Annotated in this window: 18 protein-coding genes, 1 tRNA gene and 1 pseudogene; 8 read left to right on the forward strand and 12 right to left on the reverse strand. The window is 45.6% G+C overall.

Features of this window, described 5'->3' with window-relative positions; all coding sequences use genetic code 11:
* Nucleotides 1-52: 52 nt before the first annotated feature.
* Both rhlP and def read right to left on the reverse strand, forming a co-directional pair.
* Nucleotides 53-898: a rhombotarget lipoprotein gene (gene rhlP / locus OX890_RS13445; protein ID WP_268649392.1), complete on the reverse strand. Its 846-nt coding sequence runs from the start codon at nt 896-898 to the stop codon at nt 53-55.
* 254 nt (nt 899-1,152) lie between these two features.
* Nucleotides 1,153-1,644 (reverse strand): peptide deformylase, encoded by a 492-nt coding sequence (gene def, locus OX890_RS13450; RefSeq protein ID WP_006081499.1) that lies wholly within the window; start codon nt 1,642-1,644, stop codon nt 1,153-1,155.
* A 295-nt stretch (nt 1,645-1,939) separates the two neighbouring features.
* On the opposite strand from def, the gene OX890_RS13455 reads away from it, so the two are divergent.
* Both OX890_RS13455 and OX890_RS13460 read left to right on the forward strand, forming a co-directional pair.
* Entirely contained in the window at nt 1,940-2,377 is a 438-nt protein-coding gene (locus OX890_RS13455) for an MGMT family protein (protein WP_006087286.1), read from the forward strand.
* A 216-nt stretch (nt 2,378-2,593) separates the two neighbouring features.
* Complete coding sequence (locus OX890_RS13460; RefSeq protein ID WP_126492040.1) at nt 2,594-3,385, forward strand: DUF3108 domain-containing protein; 792 nt, start codon at nt 2,594-2,596, stop codon at nt 3,383-3,385.
* Nucleotides 3,386-3,826: 441 nt separating this feature from the next.
* Here the strand turns inward: OX890_RS13460 and OX890_RS13465 are convergent, their stop codons facing one another.
* A complete protein-coding gene (locus OX890_RS13465) occupies nt 3,827-4,606 on the reverse strand; it encodes a class II glutamine amidotransferase (protein WP_006081496.1) in 780 nt (259 codons plus the stop codon).
* A 243-nt stretch (nt 4,607-4,849) separates the two neighbouring features.
* Between OX890_RS13465 and fadE the strand changes: the two genes are divergently transcribed.
* Together fadE and OX890_RS13475 are read left to right on the forward strand one after the other, a co-directional pair.
* On the forward strand, nt 4,850-7,297 hold the full coding sequence (fadE, locus tag OX890_RS13470; RefSeq protein ID WP_259215899.1) for an acyl-CoA dehydrogenase FadE: 2,448 nt from the start codon (nt 4,850-4,852) through the stop codon (nt 7,295-7,297).
* A gap of 104 nt (nt 7,298-7,401) precedes the next feature.
* Nucleotides 7,402-8,630, forward strand: a pseudogene (locus OX890_RS13475) (IS3 family transposase).
* 95 nt (nt 8,631-8,725) lie between these two features.
* On the opposite strand, the gene OX890_RS13480 reads toward OX890_RS13475, so the two are convergent.
* The 4 genes from OX890_RS13480 to dnaQ form a co-directional block, all read right to left on the reverse strand.
* The gene (locus OX890_RS13480) at nt 8,726-10,693 is read right to left on the reverse strand and encodes a cation:proton antiporter (protein ID WP_126492041.1); all 1,968 of its coding nucleotides are present in this window, start codon (nt 10,691-10,693) and stop codon (nt 8,726-8,728) included.
* 275 nt (nt 10,694-10,968) lie between these two features.
* Nucleotides 10,969-11,045, reverse strand: a tRNA-Asp gene (locus tag OX890_RS13485).
* Between the two features lie 328 nt (nt 11,046-11,373).
* A complete protein-coding gene (locus tag OX890_RS13490; RefSeq protein WP_126492042.1) occupies nt 11,374-12,747 on the reverse strand; it encodes a TIGR03503 family protein in 1,374 nt (457 codons plus the stop codon).
* 10 nt (nt 12,748-12,757) lie between these two features.
* A complete protein-coding gene (dnaQ, locus tag OX890_RS13495) occupies nt 12,758-13,486 on the reverse strand; it encodes a DNA polymerase III subunit epsilon (RefSeq protein ID WP_006087270.1) in 729 nt (242 codons plus the stop codon).
* A 70-nt stretch (nt 13,487-13,556) separates the two neighbouring features.
* Between dnaQ and rnhA the strand changes: the two genes are divergently transcribed.
* On the forward strand, nt 13,557-14,027 hold the full coding sequence (rnhA, locus tag OX890_RS13500; RefSeq protein ID WP_006081489.1) for a ribonuclease HI: 471 nt from the start codon (nt 13,557-13,559) through the stop codon (nt 14,025-14,027).
* 171 nt (nt 14,028-14,198) lie between these two features.
* Here rnhA and OX890_RS13505 read toward each other — a convergent pair whose 3' ends face one another.
* Together OX890_RS13505 and OX890_RS13510 are read right to left on the reverse strand one after the other, a co-directional pair.
* A complete protein-coding gene (locus tag OX890_RS13505; RefSeq protein ID WP_126492043.1) occupies nt 14,199-15,137 on the reverse strand; it encodes a LysR substrate-binding domain-containing protein in 939 nt (312 codons plus the stop codon).
* 30 nt (nt 15,138-15,167) lie between these two features.
* Nucleotides 15,168-15,908 (reverse strand): class I SAM-dependent methyltransferase, encoded by a 741-nt coding sequence (locus tag OX890_RS13510; RefSeq protein ID WP_126492044.1) that lies wholly within the window; start codon nt 15,906-15,908, stop codon nt 15,168-15,170.
* Between the two features lie 154 nt (nt 15,909-16,062).
* Here OX890_RS13510 and gloB point away from each other — a divergent pair, with 154 nt between their 5' ends.
* On the forward strand, nt 16,063-16,854 hold the full coding sequence (gene gloB, locus OX890_RS13515) for a hydroxyacylglutathione hydrolase (protein WP_126492045.1): 792 nt from the start codon (nt 16,063-16,065) through the stop codon (nt 16,852-16,854).
* Between the two features lie 232 nt (nt 16,855-17,086).
* Nucleotides 17,087-18,634 carry a lytic transglycosylase gene (locus tag OX890_RS13520; protein ID WP_063884328.1) on the forward strand — a complete coding sequence of 516 codons (1,548 nt, stop codon included), beginning with the start codon at nt 17,087-17,089 and terminating at the stop codon, nt 18,632-18,634.
* A 142-nt stretch (nt 18,635-18,776) separates the two neighbouring features.
* Here the strand turns inward: OX890_RS13520 and OX890_RS13525 are convergent, their stop codons facing one another.
* The 3 genes from OX890_RS13525 to OX890_RS13535 are packed head-to-tail and all read right to left on the reverse strand — an operon-like array spanning nt 18,777 to nt 21,771.
* Entirely contained in the window at nt 18,777-19,397 is a 621-nt protein-coding gene (locus OX890_RS13525; protein ID WP_126492046.1) for a BsuPI-related putative proteinase inhibitor, read from the reverse strand.
* Complete coding sequence (locus OX890_RS13530; RefSeq protein ID WP_126492047.1) at nt 19,397-21,220, reverse strand: AsmA family protein; 1,824 nt, start codon at nt 21,218-21,220, stop codon at nt 19,397-19,399. Before OX890_RS13530 ends, OX890_RS13525 begins: the two co-directional genes overlap by 1 nt.
* Before the next feature lie 56 nt (nt 21,221-21,276).
* Nucleotides 21,277-21,771: a putative 4-hydroxy-4-methyl-2-oxoglutarate aldolase gene (locus tag OX890_RS13535; RefSeq protein ID WP_126493496.1), complete on the reverse strand. Its 495-nt coding sequence runs from the start codon at nt 21,769-21,771 to the stop codon at nt 21,277-21,279.
* Between the two features lie 232 nt (nt 21,772-22,003).
* On the opposite strand from OX890_RS13535, the gene OX890_RS13540 reads away from it, so the two are divergent.
* On the forward strand, nt 22,004-22,324 hold the full coding sequence (locus tag OX890_RS13540; protein ID WP_006081481.1) for a hypothetical protein: 321 nt from the start codon (nt 22,004-22,006) through the stop codon (nt 22,322-22,324).
* Nucleotides 22,325-22,477 lie beyond the last annotated feature (153 nt).

Below are 22,477 nucleotides of genomic sequence, written 5' to 3' on the forward strand. Positions count from 1 at the left end.
AGCAAACCTCAATTTGCTCATCCTTAACGATCTTAATTGGCGCTTAATTTTTTTATTCACGGCAAATCGTTAAACGGCGCAGCGCAAAAATCCCTAGGAGTGAAAGTATCAATAGCGATAAGCTGCCACCGCCGCTGTAACCTTGTTTATGTTCTATGGTGGCAACGTGCTCTTCTTTAACCCGTGTTTTAAAGCCGGCGAGCTCATCGTCTAAATTGACTATCATATCGTTCACCGCAAGATCAAAACCCTCATAGGATTTCTCCCTTAGGGTTGTCGTCACACCAACAGCGGTTGAACTTTCAGTTAACTGATTTATGCCCGGCGACCTAAATAACATCTTTTGGCTGCGCATATCGAACACTGCGGTATCAACAAAGGTTTGGATTGCATTCTCATTGCCGGGGATTAAATACATGCCCACGATAGTCCAATAAAGAATGGCGGATTTGTTCTCGTGGCTTTGCATTAATTGATCGTAAGATACCAGCGCCATCACATCGACGTCATGCAGGCGGGCAACTTGCTGTAAGGTATTAAAGCCTTTGCCATTTTTAAGATAGGTGCTCGGAATGATTTCAATACGATCGATATAATCGTATTTAATAAAGGATTGTTTCACCTTGTTGAGCAAAGCGACTTGGGCGCGACTGTCTATGGCATCAGCTTGCCAATGGGATGAAGGTAAAAAAGCAATGCCGACGGTAATTGGCAAACGCAGTACAGGTAAGGATGGCTGCTGGGCTTGGCGGCTCTTCTCATCTGGATATAAGTATTCGACTAAGCTACTCGATACCGCCTTTTTATCTGTGGTATTACCGTTAAAAAACGCGCTGCAGCCACTGAGTGAAAGCATTGCGAGTGAGATTATGCCGCTAGTTATGATCTTGAGTTTCATCTGTTTCCCTACCGTATCCATACACTGCCGCTAATGATGCTACTGAATTTATTGCTAGCGGATATTGCTGGCTACCTTATCCACTCATTACAGTTAAAACAAGTTGTTATGTTCACATATCAAGTCAAAGACATTCAAACTCAGGTTTTACATACCAATTTTAGATACAAAAAAGCCGCATCATAAAATGCGGCTAGTCAGGTAGTGTCACACACGCTCATACACTTTTTTGTGCACGCGTTTATGCAATAGGCTTAAGCGTATTTACGCACTTTTTTAAGCGCAATTTGTTGTTTTAACATGGATAAATGTTCGATAAACACTTTGCCATGTAAATGGTCGATTTCATGCTGCAATACTATGGCTAAAAACTCATCGGTTTCGATTTCAATTGCCTTGCCCGTTCTGTCTAAGGCGGTCACCTTGACCTTCTCAAAACGTGACACTTTAGCGCGATAACCAGGGATCGACAGACACCCTTCTTCACCCACAAACTCGCCAGACTTTTCGACGATTTCAGGATTGATCAGCACTTGAGGTTGGTCGCGACCGTCAGATAAATCGATCACAATAATTGCATCCGTACTGCCGACTTGCGTTGCCGCTAAACCGATACCATCATCCGTGTGATACATGGTTTCGATTAAATCATCGATAAATCCCTGAACAGCTTCAATATCTTTTACAGGTTGCGCTTTACGTTTAAGGCGCTCATCGGGAATTGTTAGAATATCGAGTACAGCCATGCCAGTTATCTTCTCTCATCGAGTCAAAAAAATTGGCGCTATTATGGACTATTTGACCATTTACACAATATTTAAGCTAAAAACAGTTTAAATATTTTGTTAGCAATCGAGATAGTCGATAAAAAATATCAAGTAATGCATAATCCATTGAGTGCTTAATGCCCTCACTTCTTCCGCTAAACCAGACTTTGCCGTTACACTAGCCCAACCTCGTCGCGGGCGACTTTTACTGTGTGACCTTTTAAGACTGATTCTCTGAGCATGAACACGCATTTAGCTGAGGGCCAACTATTCGATGGCATCGTTTCCGAAAGACAAATCGCCGCTGTATCGCTATCTTGAAAAAGATAAACAAGATGAACAGGATTTAGCGAGTCACCAGCCGCAAGCGGTGGACTTGTCTCCCATGGCGAAAATCTGGCATATCGTTGCGATGATCCCGCAGGGGAAAATCAGCAGTTATGGCAAAATTGCCGATTATGCGGGATTACCGGGGCGAGCACGTTATGTGTCCAAGGCACTCAAATCAGCACCCGAGCATTTGTCTCTGCCTTGGCACAGAGTCCTCAATAGTCAGGGTAAAATCTCCTTCGAGAAAAATTCAGTCTCCTTTCAGGAACAGATGGAATTATTAAGAATCGAAGGAATAACAGTGAACTGCGGCAAAGTTAGTTTGTCTGAGTACCAGTGGCGTCCCGATCTGGTCACTTTAGTCATGGCAATGCCATTTTAGTTTAATATACTGATCCATAAACTGTTTACATCGCTATTTACAGAAGTGTCGGCCTCGGCTATAACCTGCTAACCGTCGATTCCGATTTTTGATTTACGCTGAACTGATTTACCCTGAACTGTGTAAGTAAGCATGCTACTCGACACTTTTTTATCAACCACTACTGAGCGTTTTGTAGTGATACAAGGTGAAAACCTGCGACCCAAGGAGCATTCTTTGCGTACCATTCCCACATTATTAGTGAGCTTAACTGCCCTCACCCAAAGTATGTTTGCCATAGCCGCGCCGACGCCGCTCACGCCGCAGACGGCCGAATACCAAGTCAACTATGGGGATATCGAACTCGGTAAAGCTAAATACACGCTGCCCAATCCAGAAGATAGGGTGTATAAGTATCGTTTTGACAGCGACCTTAGCCTGTTATTGCTAACCGATGTGCGCCACATTTTGAGTGAATTTACTCAAGAAAATAGTCAACTCAGCCCTTTGCGTTACTTACAGCAGCGCCAAGGTGTCGGCCCGAATTACACAGAGCAAACCGCGTTCGCCAAAGCGCAGGGCTTTATTCATACCCGTTATAAAGACGAGAAAGGCAAATTCCCCTATGAAGGCGAAATTTTCGATCCGCTAATGGTGCAATTGCAATTCAGGCTCGATATGGCCGCGGGCAAAGAAGCGCTTGACTACAAGATGGTCAAAGACAACGAACTGGATGAATACAAGTTCCATGTGATTGGCAGAGAACGGATGAACATCGACAGTGGCAGTTACGACACAGTCAAAATTGAAGTGGTGCGTGACAATAAAAAACGCCAAACCTTCTTCTGGATGGCGCCAGACTTAGCCTACCTGCCCGTACGGTTAACACATTTTGAAAAAGGCAGTAAGCAGCTGGATATTAAGTTACTTAAATATCACTTCGATGAAGTTGTGAGCCAAGAAAGCGCGCCTGCAGATATTGCTGAGCAACCACAAGTACCAAAACTGCTCGGCACGACAGAAGGTTAACTGGCAAAGCATTGAGTTAGGTTAAGGGAATCAACTTAACTCAATGATACAAAGCCTTAGCTGAACTCACACCGATAAAACCAAACCTAAGTTATACCGAACCGAATGAATATCTAACCGAGCTAATATTTAACTGAACTAATATTTAACCGAACCTAGGGCCAGCCTCTAAGTTCGGTTAATGCTCATAGCTAATGGTTCATTGCCAAAGTTCAGATCCAATAGTCCAGAGCTACTGGTTCATGGCTACTAGTTCATAGCTGACAGTTCATTGCAACAAGTTCGTTGCTAATGGCCTATCACTAATCCTTGATTGCTAAAAGATGCGTTAGATACTGACTCAATCTTTTTAAAAAGTGACCTGAACAAACCAAAGTCAGCCGCAAATCTGCTCGCACCCATTTTTCGCGCAGATGCTGGTGTTAGCGCTGTTGGATAACATCAAAGATCGATTAACAGCTCGCCTAATCTAAACAACTTCCAGTTGCCGGGCTGCATGACATGCCACTGTTCGTTCTCAGTCAATGGACGAGTCGCAATCACAGTCACGACATCGTGGGCCGTGGTTTCCTTATCAAAATCAATCACCACATCGGTATCAATAAGTTTCGCTTTGCCAAACGGCGCGCGGCGAGTGATGTAACATAAGTTGTTACTGCAATAGCTCATCAAATGCTCGCCATCGCTCAATATCATGTTGAACACACCTAAGGCACGGATTTGCTCGGCCAACGTCGCGACATAATGGAACACAGCCAACATATCCTCGGGTTTAGTGCCGCCAAACTTCTGGGCAACTTGTTCCAAAATCCAGCAGAAAGCGAGTTCGCTGTCAGTATCGCCAACGGGTTGATAGCGCGAGACGTTGAACTTAGGCAGATAGTCCGTCAATTGGCCATTGTGGGCATAGGTCCAATAACGTCCCCATAATTCGCGGGTAAAAGGATGAGTATTCTCTAAAGATACGCAGCCGCGATTCGCTTGGCGAATATGGCTTATCACCACTTCACTTTTAATCGGGTAGGATTTGATCAATTTTGCAATATGCGATTCGCTACTCGGGCAAGCATCTTTAAAAGTACGACTGCCTTTGCCCTCGTAAAACGTAATACCCCAGCCGTCCACGTGGGGACCCGTTACGCCTCCACGTTGTGCTAATCCCGTAAAACTAAACACAATATCGGTTGGCACATTGGCGCTCATCGCCAGTAACTCGCACATATTTCTCGCCTATCATCAATCAAAAATCCACTTGCTGGCATTGTAACTAGTTGATGACATTTGTGGAATGATCAAAGCTGACAAATAATTTAAACAATTGTTTGAAAAATACTTGTATTAAAATTGTCTTAGGTTTAACTTTTATGCGACACAGGTCTGACCACAAACTATAATTGTGATCGCAATCAACAAAACACTCTATGACCTGTGGTTGGCACTCGGTCATATTTAAGGAGAATTACAGTGACTACCCTACTTTGGATCATCGCCATGATCTTAGTGCTAGGAGCCCTAGCTTACCTTCGGGTATCTTTGCTCACTGCCACTATTGCAGCCGCTGTTGTGATGACAGCAGGATGGACACTCGATGTTGTCGGCCCTATCTCTTGGATCGTTTTCCTTGTGGTAGCCTTGCCGTTAAATATCAGTGCATTTAGACAAAATGTGATCAGTCGTCCACTGATGAAGGTATATCGCGGCATCATGCCGGAAATGTCTTCAACAGAGAAAGAAGCGATTGAAGCCGGCACCACTTGGTGGGAAGCCGATCTGTTTGCGGGTAACCCTAACTGGAAAAAACTACATAACTACCCAGTTGCGCGTTTAAGTGCAGACGAACAGGCCTTCCTCGATGGCCCTGTTGAAGAAGTGTGCCGCATGGTGAATCAACACCAAGTGTCACATCAACTTGCCGATCTGCCTGCCGACGTATGGCAATATCTGAAAGATAATGGCTTCTTCGCCATGATCATTAAGAAAAAATACGGCGGTTTAGAATATTCAGCTTATGCCCAATCGCGCGTGTTACAAAAACTCGCAGGTTTGAGCAGTGAGTTGGCATCAACTGTTGGTGTGCCTAACTCTTTAGGCCCTGGAGAGCTGCTGCAACATTACGGCACGCCAGAGCAACAAAACCATTATTTACCACGTTTAGCCAAAGGGTTAGAAGTACCTTGCTTCGCACTGACCAGCCCAGAAGCTGGTAGCGATGCAGGCTCTATTCCTGACTTTGGTATCGTGTGTAAAGGCCAATGGGAAGGTGAAGAAGTTCTGGGTATGAAACTGACCTGGAACAAGCGTTACATCACTTTAGCCCCTGTCGCGACAGTATTAGGCTTAGCCTTTAAACTGCGCGATCCAGAACATCTACTTGGCGATAAAGAAGAACTCGGCATTACTTGTGCTTTGATCCCTACCGATATGGAAGGAGTTGAAACTGGTCGTCGTCACTTCCCGCTCAACTGTATGTTCCAAAACGGTCCAACTCACGGCAACGAAGTGTTTGTCCCATTAAGCTTCATCATTGGCGGCCCGAAAATGGCAGGTCAAGGCTGGCGCATGCTGGTGGAATGTTTATCAGTGGGTCGTGGTATCACACTGCCATCAAACTCAGCTGGCGGCGTGAAAACCGCGGCACTAGCAACAGGTGCTTATGCGCGCATCCGTCGTCAGTTCAAATTGCCTATCGGTAAGCTTGAAGGTATCGAAGAGCCAATGGCACGCATCGGCGGTAACGCTTATCTGATGGATGCGGTAACCACGTTAACCACCACAGGTATCGACCTAGGTGAAAAACCGTCGGTTATCTCTGCGATTGTGAAATACCACCTGACAGACAGAATGCAGAAATGCGTTATCGATGCCATGGATATTCACGGCGGTAAAGGCGTGTGTCTTGGCCCCAATAACTACTTAGGCCGTGGCTACCAAGCTGCGCCTATCGCGATTACCGTTGAAGGCGCAAACATCCTGACCCGTTCTATGATCATCTATGGCCAAGGCGCAATTCGCTGCCATCCGTACGTGCTTGCAGAAATGGAGTCAGCGTTTGATACCGAATCGGGTCAAGGTTTAGCTAACTTCGATGCGGCCATCTTTGGTCACATTGGTTTCGCGACCAGTAACTTCATCCGTAGCTTCTGGTTAGGTCTGACATCAAGCCGTTTCTCTAACGCGCCTTATTCAGATAAAACCAAGCGTTATTATCAACAGATGAACCGTTTCAGTGCCAACCTTGCCCTGCTCTCTGACTTAGCCATGGCAACTTTGGGCGGCAACCTTAAACGTAAAGAGCGTATTTCTGCCCGTTTAGGTGACCTACTGAGCCAACTGTATCTGGCATCTGCCACGCTGAAACGTTATGAAGATGAAGGCCGTCAAACCGACGACTTACCATTAGTGCAATGGGCGGTTGAAGATGCGCTGTACAAGTTACAAGCCTCTTTAGACGATTTGCTGGATAACTTCCCTATGGGACTTGGCGGCGCATTACGCGTGGTTATGTTCCCATTCGGTCGTCCACTGAAACGCCCAAGCGATGTGTTAGATCATAAAGTCGCTAAGATCATGCAAACACCGTGTGAAAGCCGTGACCGTTTAGGTAAAGGCCAGTTCTGGACCAACTCTGAGCACAATGCTGTGGGTATCCAAGAACAAACGCTGCTGGACATCATCGCGTCTGAGCCTCTGCATGACAAAGTCTGTAAGGCGAGCGGTAAACGTCTACCCTTCATGTGGTTAGATAAAGTAGCCGCTGAAGGTAAAGCACTGGGCGTGCTGAGCGACGATGAAGTTAACTTGCTAGAAAGAGCGGAAATCGGTCGTATGAAGTCAATCAACGTTGATGACTTTGACCCTGCTGAACTGCGTCCAGAAGTGGTTTCAACCTCTTCACAGGAACGCGCAGCGTAATCCACTCAGTAAGATTTAAACCAACAAAAAGGAGGCTAACTAGCCTCCTTTTTTATAACAAGTTGTCCCGTCCTGAAATATGTTGACATAAAGAGGACTTCTTTATGACAACATCAAGTAACTCAAGCCGTAAGCGAACTCAACGCGATTATACCTTAGCTTTTAAATTAGGCGTTGTTGAACGTGTTGAAAAAGGCGAAATGACTTACAAGCAAGCGCAGACTCGTTTTGGCATTCAGGGTAAAACAACGGTACTCGTCTGGCTGAGAAAGCATGGTAAACTCGATTGGTCGAAACTCTTTCAGCATCCCTTTATGCCTCATTCAAAAGAAACCCCAGGCGAAACTATCAAGCGCCTTGAGCGTGAGTTAGCCGAAGCGAAGCTGCGTAACCAAATTCTCAATGGTATGGTCGATATCATGGACAATGAATACGGAGCCGGCCTCAGAAAAAAGTACTTATCCGGTATCTCTGGCAAGCCAAAACCCAAAGCAAAATAAACCTCGCCGTTGCGTGTCGCGCTGTCGGTATTTCACGGCAAGGTATTTATCAGGCTGTCGCCCGAATGGCGAGCTGAAGCGCTGAGCTATCGGTCATCAAAGACTGGGTCCAATATTGGCGTAACTATATGCCAATATTGGGGACGCGTAAGCTCTATACCTTGATACAGCCAAAGCTGGTTGAACATGATATCAAACTCGGGCGAGACGGGTTCTTTACCTACTTGAGAAGTGAAGGCTTGCTAGTTAAGCCCAAGAGAAGCTTCACAAAAACGACATTCAGCAAGCATTGGATGAAGAAGCATCCCAACCTGCTGAAGGAAGAGGGACTACACGATGCCGAGCATGTACTGGTCAGCGATATTACCTATCTCGAATCAGACCAAGGCGTGCACTATTTGTCACTAGTGACCGATGCCGCGTCACGTAAGATAGTCGGTCATCACTTGAGTACGGACATGAAAGCAGAAAGCGTAGTGAAAGCACTGAAAATGGCGGTCAAAGATAAGCGCTATAGCGCTAATGCGGTCCATCACTCAGACCGAGGTTCGCAATACTGCTCAGCCGTTTATCAAGATGAACTGCAGGCCAACCATATTCAGCCGTCGATGACAGACGGTTATGATTGCTATCAAAATGCCTTAGCAGAAAGAGTAAACGGGATCCTGAAGCAGGAGTTTTTACTCTACCGGTGTAAAACGCTGGAAGAGCTGAAGAGACTTGTTAGAGAATCGATAGCGATATACAACGAAATGAGACCGCATCTGAGTTTGGATATGGAAACACCCAATCAGGTGCATAATCGAAAAGGCCAGCTACTGGAGCTGGCCTAGAAACTGTCAACCTATCTTAGGACGGGACATATCACCAAATGATAATTCAGACTACTCCATCACTAAGCGAAGTCTAATACCAATCACAGCCTAGGTTAACTCTTCACTAAAGTCTCATCTACAGCTTGAAGTGGATCAGCGGTATTATCCTCAATAGCAACTTTATCTTCAGCCTTTTCATCCGCTTTTGCCTTTGCTAAAGCGGCTTCTGCGGCCGCTTTCTCTTGGGCTTCCTGTGCTTCTCGCTCTGCAATCGCTTGCTGTACTTTGGCTTCTTCTAAGGCTTCAATTGGCAACAAACTAATTAATTCAATGCCATTTGGGAACACAGTATCATTGCCTGACACTACAACGACCTTACCTTCCTTGGTTAAATAAACCAGTGGCATAGCCGTTTCACCGTAACGCTTACGGAAATGCTCAAAGCTGAAGTTTTCGGTTAAATTGGTCACTTTAAGTTGAGCGCCCCTCGCCATCAGGCTTGCTATCTTGGCATAGGACACGGCATCACCAAACAGACATAAGCGCTGTTTATAAGTTTCAGAGAGCTGGTGGCGCGCACTGCCCACTTCGGTATTATTTAAGCCAAAGACCTTCTTAGTGCCAAAGAAATCTTGAAAATGGAAACTCACTAAAGGGTTCAATTGTCGATAAGGGGAAATGATCAACACGCGGCCAATCCCAGTTAAATCCATATAGGTTTCAGCATGTTCCGATGCGGGATTGCCAAAATACACCGGGATATTATCCATACGAGCTAGGCGAATGTTATCCCAGTTATTATCAGCCAATAGCACTTTGACATCCTTGGCTTTTAAAATTTTCGCTAACTCACGGGAAAATTTAGAAGCACCGAAAATCAATAAACCTTGGGCAGAATCGGCTTTGACACCGAGGAATCGCGCCCAACGTCCCGCGGTTAAACTTTGGATAACGACCGTGCCGATAATAATTAAAAACACTAAGGGCACAATCGCATCGGCGCCTTGCACATTGTTGGCTTCTAACTTAATCGCAAACAATGACGATACCGCCGCAGCGACTATGCCTCGCGGCGCAATCCAGCATAAAAACCACTTATCGGCCCTCGACAAAGAGGTGCCGATACCTGAAACCCAAATACTCAGCGGCCGAGCTAACAACATAGTGACCGCTAAAACGCCTAGTCCACCCCAACCTAAGTCGAGCATGGCATTAGAATCTAATCGCGCCGCCAATAAAATAAACAGTGCCGAAATCAGTAGTACGGTTAAAGTCTCTTTAAATTCAAGGATTTCAGCAATATCCACACCGCGCATATTGGCAAGCCAAATGCCCATAACGGTCACAGTCAGTAGACCCGACTCTTCCTGTAATAGGTTCGAGCCGACAAAGATGCCAAGCATTAAGGTTAAGACTGCGGTATTACGCAAATAATGTGGCAACAGGTTGCGTCTTAATATTTGCCCAGTGAGGTAACCTGCTGCCGCTCCAAGTCCTAATCCTAGAGAAAGCATTGAACCTAGGGCATAAAGCACATGCGTTGTCTGATCGCCTGAAACTGTAATATATTCAAAAACTAATACTGCAAGCAGCGCGCCTATTGGGTCGATGACTATGCCTTCCCAGCGTAAAATACTCGCCAATTGGGATTTTGGGCGCACACTTCTGAGCATAGGCACGATAACCGTCGGTCCCGTTACCACCACTAATGCGCCAAAGAGGAGTGCAATTTCCCAACTAAAATCGAGTAAATAAAAGGTGGCCGCGCTGATACAAGCCCAAGTGATCACTGTTCCTATGGTCACAAGATGCGTCACCATACGACCATGATCTTTGATTTCTTTAAAGTTGAGAGTCAATGCACCTTCAAACAAAATCACGGCAACCCCGAGAGAAATGATCGGAAAGAGTAAATTGCCAAAAATCGCATCGGGATTAAGGAAGCCAAGTCCGGGGCCAAGGGTCAGTCCACAGAGCAGTAAGGGCAAAATCGCCGGTAACCGCAATTTCCAACCAAGCCATTGACAAAAAAGCGATAACACCCCAATCAGCGCTAACATACCTGTGATTTGTTCAACCATAAAAAATCCTTTAGGTGAGGAAAACAATGAGCTCGCATTATCTTTAATGAAATAGATGACATGAGCATGATAATGGCTCGGGAATTATCTATTTCGCTTAACAATAGCAGCAAAAGTATAAACGCTATAAAGTTTATCGAAGACTGCATGACCTAAGTGAAACCAAGGCGCAACAGCGATGGACTGCAAGCTGCAGCGATTTTACGCAGCAATTATTTGATGAAAAAGATAGAAATAAAAAGGCCTTACATTGCTGTAAGGCCTTTTTATTAATTTGGCGGAGCGGACGGGACTCGAACCCGCGACCCCCGGCGTGACAGGCCGGTATTCTAACCAACTGAACTACCGCTCCAAATTCTTCCATATCCAACATCTGACGAGTTTCAAAACCCGCTAACCCCAGCGTGACAGGCCGCTGATGTCAAAACGATAGTCTAATAAAATTAAACCACGCTTCAGATTCTTTAAACAGAACGATAATTCAACTGACTTATCAAGGCTTCTGCTTAAGATGCGAAGAATAATACGGTTGAGCCCTGCGGGCGTCAACCGTTTTTTTACTTAGATTTATCATTTGATTAAAAAAAAACCAAATCAATTTCCGACCTTGATTTATGTGCCAAATATCGCTGCGACGCCCTTGTTCAAAGTCATAACTCAAACACATCAGCGACACTTGGCTAACGATCTTTATCCGCCTCATCTGGCATAGTAAGATCGATTTCATCTAATGACGGCGCAGCTGCTGAATTCGCCGATGCTTCCTCCAATAAACGTAACTCAGCAGCAGCTAATGCCTGCGCTAAACTTTGGCGTTTACGCCACACTATTAATCCCACGACGCCCAAGACTAATAAAATCGCGTTGATCGTGATGATCCAGAACATGGCATCTTTCTTCGCAAGTTCTTCTTCCTCTGCGGCTTTTTGTGCAGCAACGGCGGCCAACTCTTCAGCGCTTGGTGGCGGCTCTGGCGGCTGAATTAAGTTGAAAAATAGCTCTGGCAAATCCAGTACGATTTCTCGCCCCGTAATCGTCGTCGTCGCCACGAAACCTTTAATTCGATAACTGCCAAACTCAGTCACAGTCGGTAAATCTAATTCAGAGTCCGGCTCTGTAAGACCATTAACGGTCAACGGCAGTTGTAAGCCCGCAGGACCCACTAGCTCAAAGGAAAAATGCGTTTCAGCTAGCTGCAGCACAGCACTATCGACGTGCAACATGATTTTCCATTGCCCCGTTAACGGATCGTCTGGGGTAATGACTTCTAAATTAATTGGCCGCGGCGATAATCTAAACGGAAATGAAATCTGCCGCTCAAACACGTTGTTGCGAGCCTGTACCACAAACTCATAATCACCCCAAGGCTGCTTTACATTGAGATTGCTGGTAAATACGCCATCATCGGGTTTTTCATCATAATCTTCACCATTGTCTTTATAGGAACCAACAATAATGTCACCCGCGGCAAAGTTCTCATCGCCGGCCCTGTGCTTACTCACAAAATGAGCCGTCCATTCCACCAGAAAGTCGAGTCCCGGCATGCGCACACGCTGAGCATCCCCCATCAACTGGGCGACAATTTTAACTTGCTCACCTTGGAATAGCGGCTGCGGCAAAGGCTGCACTTCGATTTCGAGTTTAGAGAGTTTTTTGAGGGTCGACCCTGGGACGACTTTACCCACCAACTGCCAAGGTCCAGGCATAGGCGACTCAATGTAAATAATATCGCCGGTAATGCCATCGACCCACTTGACGGTTTCGGGATGGCGATTGGCGTACCATTTACTGCCATCGGGCAACACTATCACCACAGGCGCAGAGCCGTATTCGCGCTCCACTAACAGCGTCATGTTATCGACCATATGGTCGATGCGAAAACGGTTTTTAAGCTCAGAAGCCGTCTCCAATCCTATAATCGGCGCGGCCTTGGGCGGCTTGACGACTTTTTTAGCGGTTTCAGCCTCGGCGGCCAATACAGACGTCACACTGGCAAACAGCGTAGTGACAACAAGGCAAAGCGCTAAAATGGGTTTATGGCGCGACATCGGCATAGTGATTTTTCTATCCTCTCCAGAGGCATTTGCCTGATTTTGCGACTAAATCAAGGCGTTGTTCATGCATAGTCAATTCATCGGCCGATGCGCCGATCACTTTAAGGTTAAGTGATTGCGGATCAAAACGTTGAATACCACCCGCTTCCTGCCCCGCTTCCTCGTTAGACAAATTAAACTTTGTCTGCCCGCCGGTCATGATCAGATAAACATCGGCGAGGATCTCGGCATCGAGCAAAGCACCGTGATATTCGCGGCGCGACGTATCCACGCCATAACGCTTACAGAGGGCGTCAAGGTTGTTTTTCTGACCAGGATGCAAGAACTTAGCGATGACTAAGGTATCGAGGATCTGACAAATATCAGCGGTTTTTGGTCCACGCGGCTGCAACAGTGAAAACTCATGATCCATGAAGCTCACGTCGAAGTTCGCGTTATGGGCGACGATTTCAGCGCCGTCGATAAAGTTGATAAAGTCTTGAGCAACTTGATGAAAACGCGGCTCTTTGGAAACGCGCTCATCGGTAATACCGTGAACGGCAATGGCTTCAGGATCGATGGCTTGACCTGGATTGATATATTGGTGGTAATAACGCCCCGTCAAACGGCGGTTCACCACTTCCACACAACCAATCTCGATGATCCTATGGCCTAAATAGATGGCGCCGCTACCCTGGTTCATACCTGTGGTTTCGGTATCCAAAATAACCTGACGGCTAGCGTTAGAGATAATATTCATTTTTTTATGCGCTTCTTATGACAATTTTTGGTTATACTCGGCCGAAATTCCCGGCTATGGTAACAATTTGATGACTGAACTAAAACTGATCCACATCTTCACCGACGGCTCTTGCTTAGGCAATCCCGGTCCTGGCGGCTATGGCATTGTAATGAATTATAAAGGCCATACAAAGGAGATGTCCGACGGTTTTGCGCTCACGACCAATAATCGCATGGAGTTATTAGCCCCGATCATAGCGTTAGAAAGCTTAAAAGAGCCTTGCCAAGTCGTACTCACCAGCGACAGCCAATATATGCGCCAAGGCATAATGACGTGGATCCATGGCTGGAAGAAAAAAGGTTGGATGACATCAAACCGTACCCCAGTGAAAAACGTTGACCTGTGGAAACGATTAGATAAAGCCTCACAGATGCACACTATCGACTGGCAATGGGTTAAAGGTCACGCAGGACACGCCGAAAACGAACGTTGCGATGTATTAGCTCGCACTGCGGCTGAATCAAAACCGACCCAACCCGATTTAGGCTACCAGCCTTAACCCTGTGGCCCTTAGCTTATACAAGCAAAGTTAGAACAAACTAAGTTCACACAAGCTAAATTCGAAAAAGTAAGTTCTATGCCATCACGCCTAAGCTAAACACTTAGGCTTGATGATTTATTTCACTATTCATCTCACCGTAAACCCACAGTTCAAATTAACCGCTTAAGCTCACTGCATATGACCATTACTATCAAACGGCTTATTTGGTTCCACGCCTGCAATATTGAAAAAATTCTCACAGAACTGCACAAAAGCTTGGCCAAGGGATGTCGCCTGACGGCTCTTATGGGTGATGCGATAAAACTGCCGCTCCAGCACTAATCCCTCAATCGTGACTAACGCCAACTCTTTGCGGCTGATTTCTTTCTCCAGCGCCAGCTCAGATAACACCCCAAGCCCAGCACCTTGTTTCACCGCCAGTTTAATCGCATCCGGCGTAGTAAAGCAGAATTTGGCTTCTGGCTGCATATCCAACTCATTGGCGGCATTGACAAAATACTCACGAGTGCCCGAGCCTTCTTCGCGTAACACCCATGACTGGCCTCTCACTTGCGCCGGTTTAACCACTTTCCCCGCCAGAGGATGCGCCGAATGACAAAACACCAGCAGCCTATCCTTATGCCAAGCTTCAACACTCAAACGATTATCGGTGCAATGACCTTCGATAAAGCCCATTTCAGATCGGAACTGCGCAACCGCTTGGATCACATCTTGAGTATTTGTGATCGCCACATCCACATGGGTTTGAGTGTGCTGCTGACAAAATGCCACTGCGGCTTTCGCCATCAGATAGTTACCAATGGTCGAACTGGCACTGATACTTAACCGCCCAACCAAATCGCCACCATGGTAGGTAAATGCCTGCTCAATTTGCTCGACACGGTGCAATAAATCCGTCGCCAGTGGCAACAGTAAATTGCCCTGCGAGTTCAGCTGTAATCGATTGCCAATGCGCTCGAATAGGCGGGCATTGAGCTGTTTTTCTAACTCAGCCAAGGCCATAGAAGTGGCCGGTGGTGATAAATTAACCTGCTCCGCCGCCTTTGCGACTTGGCCGCTACGCGCCACAGCCTCAAATACCGCCAGTTGTCTTAGGGTGATCCGCATATAAAAACCTGTACTTAAAATGGAAAAGGCTTATCCGTTTTTCGAATGCTTTGATAAATGCCCTGAACGTCCCGCGGTCGGTGCCGTGGTCCAATTTGTCTGCCGCACCTTACGTTTATCGCGGATAGGCGTGAGTGGCGACTCAAGTTTGCGTGCCACAATCAAATACAAACTGCCCGCGCTAGGCAGCCATGACGCTAAACTCTGTTGAAAAAATTTACCTTGGTTGAAATCACCCATTAAAGGGTGATAGACCAAACGTTCATCGCCCACCACTTGATAACCTAATAAACCTAACCAATCTCGCACCCTTGATGGCATAAAGAAGCGGCCATTCCATGGGAGACAATCCTGATACTTAGGCCATAACTTACCCAAAAATACTGGACTCAAGGGATTAAAACCGATGATAAAAAGATAGCCTCCGGCGATGAGTACCCGATCGGTTTCACGAAGAATACGGTAAGGATCGGGTTCAAATTCGAGCAATAGACTCATCACCACCGCATCTATCGCCGCATTCTGCAGAGGTAAATGGCAAAAATCGCCTTCGATCGAGGCGCCTTTGGATGGTGAGAGTGAAAAATGATGGGCGACTGGCGATGCCATGCTCGACAATTCGGCACTCAAAGGCCCTAATTTTAATAAATGATAACCAAAGACTCTTGGCCACCAATCTTCAAGTTGTTTAGCAACGGCTTGTTGCAACGCCTCACCATTGGGTAAGTCGCTCCATTGTTCGGGTTTGAGCTCAGTACTAAAATGCGACACAGAGTTCCTCCGTTAGCTTGGTAGACAAGTATCCAATTGGGTCAAAGATTACTGCCATTTAGCCATAGGGCAAAAGCGGCAAAGGTCGCCAAGGGCCGTTCACTCATGGATAATACCTTTATCTTCGAATTGAAATACAGACATAGGCGGTTCTATGCTCACTATAACAGCGATCAAAGCCTTTAATGACAATTATATCTGGGTGTTACAACAACAGCCCCATACACAGGTTTATGTCGTCGATCCCAGCGATGCGAGTGTGGTTATTGACTATCTAGAGGCCAATCAACTCACGCTAGCAGGCATTTTACTGACCCACCACCACAATGACCATACGGGTGGCGTCGCTGAACTTCAAGCCTACAGTCAAAACAGGCTCACAGTGTATGGCCCAGATAATGAGAAGATTGAAGGCATCACCCATCCGCTGCACGCAGCAGCGCAGCCCAGATTTACACTCGACTACATGAGTGGCGAGCTGCAAGTCTTAGATGTACCGGGGCACACAGCAGGACATATCGCCTATGTTATTGCAGATGCCTTATTCTGCGGTGACACCCTCTTTAGCGCTGGCTGCGGACGCTTATTTGAAGGTACGCCAGCGCAAATGCTCAACTCACTACAGCAACTTGCACAGCTTCCCGCCGACACTCGGGTGTATTGTGCCCATGAGTACACACTTTCAAACCTCAAATTTGCCCTCGCGGTCAATCCCAACAATCGTGCGCTGCAAGACTATAACGAACGCGCCATAGCGTTGCGTCGCCAAGACAAAGCGACTATCCCCTCCACCATCGCTTTAGAGCGCGCCATCAATCCCTTTCTACGTGCCAGCGACACTGAGATTGTTGACAGCATAAAACAGCATTTTAGCGATCTAAATCATGCCAATTTAGACGAACTTGGCGGTTTTACCCTGCTCAGACAGTGGAAAGATAATTTTTGATCACAAAAGCAATATTATAGATTGAAATTTAAACAGTTTTTTCCATTTTTGATGATGTAAATCAAAAATGGCCTTACATTATGTACGATAATTAAGGGACAAGATCGAAAAGATCCCATAGAATGGCTCGTTTTGCGTGAAAACTTTGCGCGCTGCGTCGTCTTTATCTTCATATAAAACATATTGTTACTATAAAGAAAAGCTATGCACTAACAGAGGACTACCGTTTTCAATGAGAGTATCACTTTATGTTGTTGTAGGGGGATTTGCCCTACTCACAGGTTGTCAGACATTAGACAACCATGGCGTTAATCAGACAGAAGTTGAAGCCGTCACAACCGAAAATACAGTCCCAGAATATTACCTCGCAACTGAGGCTCCGTCGGCGCAAATTACCGATGTGTGGGAGCGAATTCGTCAAGGTATGCAGTTACCGGTTCCAGATCAAAAATTGGTAAACCAATATCGCGATTGGTACATCAAAAATCCGCAGCATCTAGAGATCATCTCAGAGCGTGCTGCACCTTATATGTACCTGATCGTGGAAGAGCTTGAAAAGCGTCATCTTCCGATTGAGATCGCCCTATTACCTATTATAGAAAGCGCCTTTGATCCATCGGCGTCTTCAGCAAGTGCGGCATCGGGTTTGTGGCAATTCACCACGCCAATGGCCAGCCATTTCGGTTTAGAAATGAACTGGTGGTACGACGGTCGCCGTGATGTACCCGCTTCAACGACTGCGGCGCTCGACATGTTGGAATATCTTTACGATAAAACCAATAACAATTGGCTTTATGCTATTGCGGCCTATAACTCGGGTGAATCTCGGGTGCTCAATGCGATTAAACGTAACGAGAAGAAAGGCTTAAAAACTGACTTTTGGTCATTGGATTTACCCAGTGAAACCGAACGCTACGTACCGCAACTGCTGGCGCTGGCCGAAGTCATTAAACACGCCGATGAATATGGCATCACTTTAGCGCCAATCAGCAACAATCCTTCAATTGAAGTGGTTGATATTGATAGCCAAATTGATTTAGCCATGGCGGCAGGTTTGGCAAACATGACCACACTTGAGCTGCAAAAGCTCAACCCTGGTTATAACCGCTGGGCCACTTCGCCACTGGGGCCGCACACCTTAGTATTGCCGATTGATAAATCGGAAGAATTTAAGAAAGCGCTCGCCGAAACAGAAACCGAAGATAGGATCAGTTGGCTACGCTACACGATCAAATCCGGTGACAGTATTGGCAAAATTGCAAAGCAGCACCACACGACGATTAATGCAATTCGCGCCGCTAACGGAATGAAAAACAATACCATAGTCGCGGGTAAGCATTTGATTATTCCTGTCGATGCGCAAGACAAACAGCTCTATGCCCTGTCGACTCAGCAACAATTGCCGAAGAAATCGCACGCTGCGACTGAATCGACAAAAATTGCCTATCAGGTTAAGTCTGGTGACACACTTTCTGAAATCGCCCAAGCCCATAAAGTGACAGTGAAACAACTTAGCGTTTGGAACAAATTAGGTAAGAGTGACAAGCTACAAAATGGTCAAAAACTGGTGATCTTAGCGCCGAAAAATCTTGAGCAAACTGCGCAAATTCGCACTGTGAGTTATAAGGTCAAATCCGGTGATTCACTCGCCCGTATCGCCAGCAAATTTAACGTGACTGTGGCCGAGCTATTAGAATGGAATAGCCTAGCGCAATCACAATATTTGCAACCAGGCCAAGTGATTAAATTAGTAGTCGATGAAAGTAAGTTAAACGCATAAGGCTAAACAGGTTCATCGTTTGTACTGAATGATTAGTATTATGGTCCCTAAGCAAGATTGAGCCACAGTGAACAAAAAGGCAGCAACCCTATCGGATTGCTGCCTTTTCTATTATGAGCTTTCTCTATGATGGGAGGCTGCGTTATTCCATCGTCAGTAATAAGACAACAGGCGCCATAACGACGGCATCAGACTCTAATGCTTTAGCGGCAAAATGCGCTTCTAAACGAGCGCCATCTGCGGGTATTCCAGCAAACGCTTTGGGCGGAATGCTAAAGGAAGTGGTAATCACTTTCCCCGCAGCCAACTTGCTATCGCTTAACGCTTGGGTAAACATCATATCATCGGACCATGCCCACAGACGTTTGCCCTCTTGCGTTACCAGCCACAAATCCGCCGTCATCCCTGAGTTATAACGCAGGCCGACGGCATAGGTTTGTGGATTGGTCACAGTCAACGTTGCCTTAACTGGCTGCTTGAAATCCACAAATGGCTCTATGGCTAACTCGCCGCGAAGCAGTCCTGGCGTAGCATCAGTCATCATAGGTTCAACCTTTAATGTCGGTGTACTTTTGAGGCCTGTAACATCGAGCGCAAGATCGGCAGCGCGAACGATCTCAGGCTGAACCGCCGCGGCTGTTGTCGTCTCGCCCTTGGTAGACTGACTCGTATCAGCGGCTTCAGGCGCCGAGCACCCAACAAGTTGCCCGCCGACAAAAGCACTCGCGCAAACAAGCAATGCGTAGCGCATTGGAGCAACCATTAGAAACCTCCTAGTTTTTTCAGTAAGGAGTCTTTTAATTTTTCCTTAGCTTTGTCGGTTTCTTCTTTTAACTGATTATTCAGTAACGCTTTAGTATCCAAGGCATATTCAGGTTTTTGGAAAGTCCCGGTAATAGCCAACGGAATGTCAATTCCAGTCAGCGCATCTTTGTCGCTACCGCCCTGACCTTTTAATGAATTCACTAGGCTAGTCGTCAATCTGTAGTCTAAGGCTTCAGTCAATAAATTCGCCGTACCTTTGCCCGCCAAACGCAATAAAGGTGAAGACATAGCAAGATCTGGGTTAGTAGCAACGCCATTATCCAGCGAGAAACTACCAGTCAGACTCGAGAAGTCGGTTTTGCGCTCTTCCTTGGTTTCTGGCGATAAGTCACCCTTTAACTTAGCTTGGGCGCTACGGATCATCTGCGGAATGTTAACCCCGTACAAAGCCCCATCATTAATATCAAAATGACCATTAGCTAATAGATTTTTCTTTAACTGCTCAGGGAGCAAACTCTTACCTTTACCCTTCACATCAAAGTTGGCCGTACCCGCCAGTAAATCCACATCCGCCGCATCTTTCAGCAAAGGACGAATTTGTACACCCGTCACTTTTTTATCGAATTGATAACTTGCCACCGCTTGACGTGCATCGACCTGAGCGCTCACCAGCAACTTACCTTGGTATAAATCCGCATTCAGTTTCGTTAGATCTAACACGCCATTTTTAATTCCCACATCCATCAACCAATTTTGAGTCGACAGATTAGCGACCTTAATAGACTTAACGGTCAACTTGAGTTTTACATCAAGCTGCTTAAGGGCTGAGAGATCAGGCTCAACTGCCTGAGTGCTAGCCGCGGGTGCTTGTTCTGTTACAGCAGCGGTCTCCGTTTTAGGTAACAGCGTATCTAAATCGATATCGCCGACTTGAAAATCAGCATTGATTTGCGGAATTTTTGTGGCGTAATTTACGCCAACTTTACCCGCAGCGGTAATGCTCGCCGCGGTAAGCTGCGCAATATCGACGGACAATTGCTGTTTATCTAATGCGATTTGAGTTGCTAAGCTAATCGATGTTTCGAGTTTCTTATTGGGAATACTTTCACCTTCCACCACAGTGTCAATTTTGAGTCCATTGACGACGAGTTGCGTAAAGTCTCGGCTTAGTTTTAGCTCACCTTTGCCTTCGCTGCTTACCGTCATGTCCGGCATAGTTGCACTAAATTCAAAGGCGATGGGCGCAAATTGTTCTAAAGCGAACTCACCTAAGGTGAAGCTTTTTAAGGTAAAGACTTGAGTTTGCTTTTTCGCTTCGTCAATCATATTAATTTGGGTATTGGTGATTGAAATACCGCCAATATTAATATCGTTCAGTTTGGCATTTGAGGAAGTTTCGGCCGCTGGAGTTGCGGCTTTCTTACTATTATCACCACTTAATCCATCAAAACTGCTGGTGCCATTCTTGCGAGTCACTAAATTAATGGTTGCGCCATCGAGACTCAGTTCCGCAATTTCAATTTGCTGACTAAACAATGGCATCAACGCCACTTCGGCAACGGCTTTGTTGACTTCTAACATAGCCTTAGGGGTAAAGCCTTCAGGATTAGATAAAGACACGCCCCCTAAATTAATGCCGATAACAGGGAAAAAGGTCCAGGATAAATCGTCAGCGATGACTAATTCACGACCCGTTTGTTTTTTTACGGCATCAACTATTTCAGGTTTAAAATCATTAGGGTCGAAAAATACGGTGAGATACACTGTGACTAAAAGAATGAGCGTCACCACTAATGCCAGGAGCCACTTAATGAATTTCATATAAATATCCTTATCAAAAACAACTTGAATTTAAAGCAACTAATTCATTTTAAATGTTAATTTAAAAATGCAAAGTTCAACATCTCATCACTTACTGCAATACCATTTTCATCGGCATACAGCATCATACCGGGCGTAACCATCACGCCGCCCATATCTACAGCAACATTAATTTGGCCTTGACCTAACTTCTCGGTTTTTATCGGCATGGCACCTAAGGCATAAACACCTAAACTAAAAGTATTTAATCGGGCTACATCACGAACACAACCATTGATCACTATCCCTTGCCAGCCATTATCTAGTGCGCTTTGCGCAATGAGATCGCCTAACAATGCGCGGCGCAGAGAGCCGCCCCCATCGACAACCAAAACTTTTCCTTGCCCATCCTTTGCAAGTATTTCTTTTACCTTAGAATTATCTTCAAAACACTTGACTGTGACTATCTCGCCCCAAAAGAGCCGCTTACCGCCATAGGGTTTAAATTCGAGGGGAAGTAACTGTAATTTAGACGGATAGTGGTCAAATAAATCTGGTAGTAGATCAAGCATTTGAATCTCCATAATAGCCTATCACTTTAGACTACCCATAATTGTAGACCCCGACAAGGTCAAAGCAAAAATCAGCGAATTTTTTATTTAATTTTAACCAGCAAAGGCTTGGTGTATATTGGCATAGGCACTATAATCTGCGATAGTTAACGTCCTATGACACCCTTTAATGTTTCATAAGAAAGTTTCATCAATCTGTTCTCACACCTCTTTGTTATAAAGCGAAAACCAAATGACTACTGATCTTGATTTACAGAGCGCAATCGCGGCTCTAGATGAATATGGATATGATAAAAAAGTCTCAACGGATCTTGAGCAAGCACGTAACAAGCAACAAATGGGTAAATATATTAAATCCCTCGACTATAGTTTACGTCGATTATTGATATTACAAGAAACAGTTAACGAGTTAGTTGAAGAAAAGAAACATCAATTAGCCCAGCAAGAAAACATTCAAACCTACAAAACAAAAATCATTAACTTGTCGAGAGAATTTAACATTTCTTACGATGAAGTCTTAGCGCTGATGACATCATCTAAATCTAAGAATTAAACATAACGCTATTCTGCTCTATCATTAAGCCGTCAAATTATTCGGCTAACACCTGCATATGCCATATAACGAAATATATAATTTTTCAGTTATATGGCAATAGGTTCTGCTTGCCATTATTTGCTGAGTGTTAAAGATTTCATTTCATCAGTA

It is taken from the genome of Shewanella sp. DAU305 (assembly GCF_026802235.1).
In the GTDB taxonomy this organism is placed as follows: Bacteria; Pseudomonadota; Gammaproteobacteria; order Enterobacterales; family Shewanellaceae; genus Shewanella; species Shewanella baltica.

Bases quoted from the DNA above. Each gene is read 5' to 3' on its own strand.
- rhlP (WP_268649392.1), bottom strand. From the start codon at position 898: ATGAAACTCAAGATCATAACTAGCGGCATAATCTCACTCGCAATGCTT.
- def (WP_006081499.1), bottom strand. From the start codon at position 1,644: ATGGCTGTACTCGATATTCTAACAATTCCCGATGAGCGCCTTAAACGT.
- OX890_RS13455 (WP_006087286.1), top strand. From the start codon at position 1,940: ATGGCATCGTTTCCGAAAGACAAATCGCCGCTGTATCGCTATCTTGAA.
- OX890_RS13465 (WP_006081496.1), bottom strand. From the start codon at position 4,606: ATGTGCGAGTTACTGGCGATGAGCGCCAATGTGCCAACCGATATTGTG.
- OX890_RS13480 (WP_126492041.1), bottom strand. From the start codon at position 10,693: ATGGTTGAACAAATCACAGGTATGTTAGCGCTGATTGGGGTGTTATCG.
- OX890_RS13490 (WP_126492042.1), bottom strand. From the start codon at position 12,747: ATGCCGATGTCGCGCCATAAACCCATTTTAGCGCTTTGCCTTGTTGTC.
- dnaQ (WP_006087270.1), bottom strand. From the start codon at position 13,486: ATGAATATTATCTCTAACGCTAGCCGTCAGGTTATTTTGGATACCGAA.
- rnhA (WP_006081489.1), top strand. From the start codon at position 13,557: ATGACTGAACTAAAACTGATCCACATCTTCACCGACGGCTCTTGCTTA.
- OX890_RS13505 (WP_126492043.1), bottom strand. From the start codon at position 15,137: ATGCGGATCACCCTAAGACAACTGGCGGTATTTGAGGCTGTGGCGCGT.
- gloB (WP_126492045.1), top strand. From the start codon at position 16,063: ATGCTCACTATAACAGCGATCAAAGCCTTTAATGACAATTATATCTGG.
- OX890_RS13520 (WP_063884328.1), top strand. From the start codon at position 17,087: ATGAGAGTATCACTTTATGTTGTTGTAGGGGGATTTGCCCTACTCACA.
- OX890_RS13525 (WP_126492046.1), bottom strand. From the start codon at position 19,397: ATGGTTGCTCCAATGCGCTACGCATTGCTTGTTTGCGCGAGTGCTTTT.
- OX890_RS13530 (WP_126492047.1), bottom strand. From the start codon at position 21,220: ATGAAATTCATTAAGTGGCTCCTGGCATTAGTGGTGACGCTCATTCTT.
- OX890_RS13535 (WP_126493496.1), bottom strand. From the start codon at position 21,771: ATGCTTGATCTACTACCAGATTTATTTGACCACTATCCGTCTAAATTA.
- OX890_RS13540 (WP_006081481.1), top strand. From the start codon at position 22,004: ATGACTACTGATCTTGATTTACAGAGCGCAATCGCGGCTCTAGATGAA.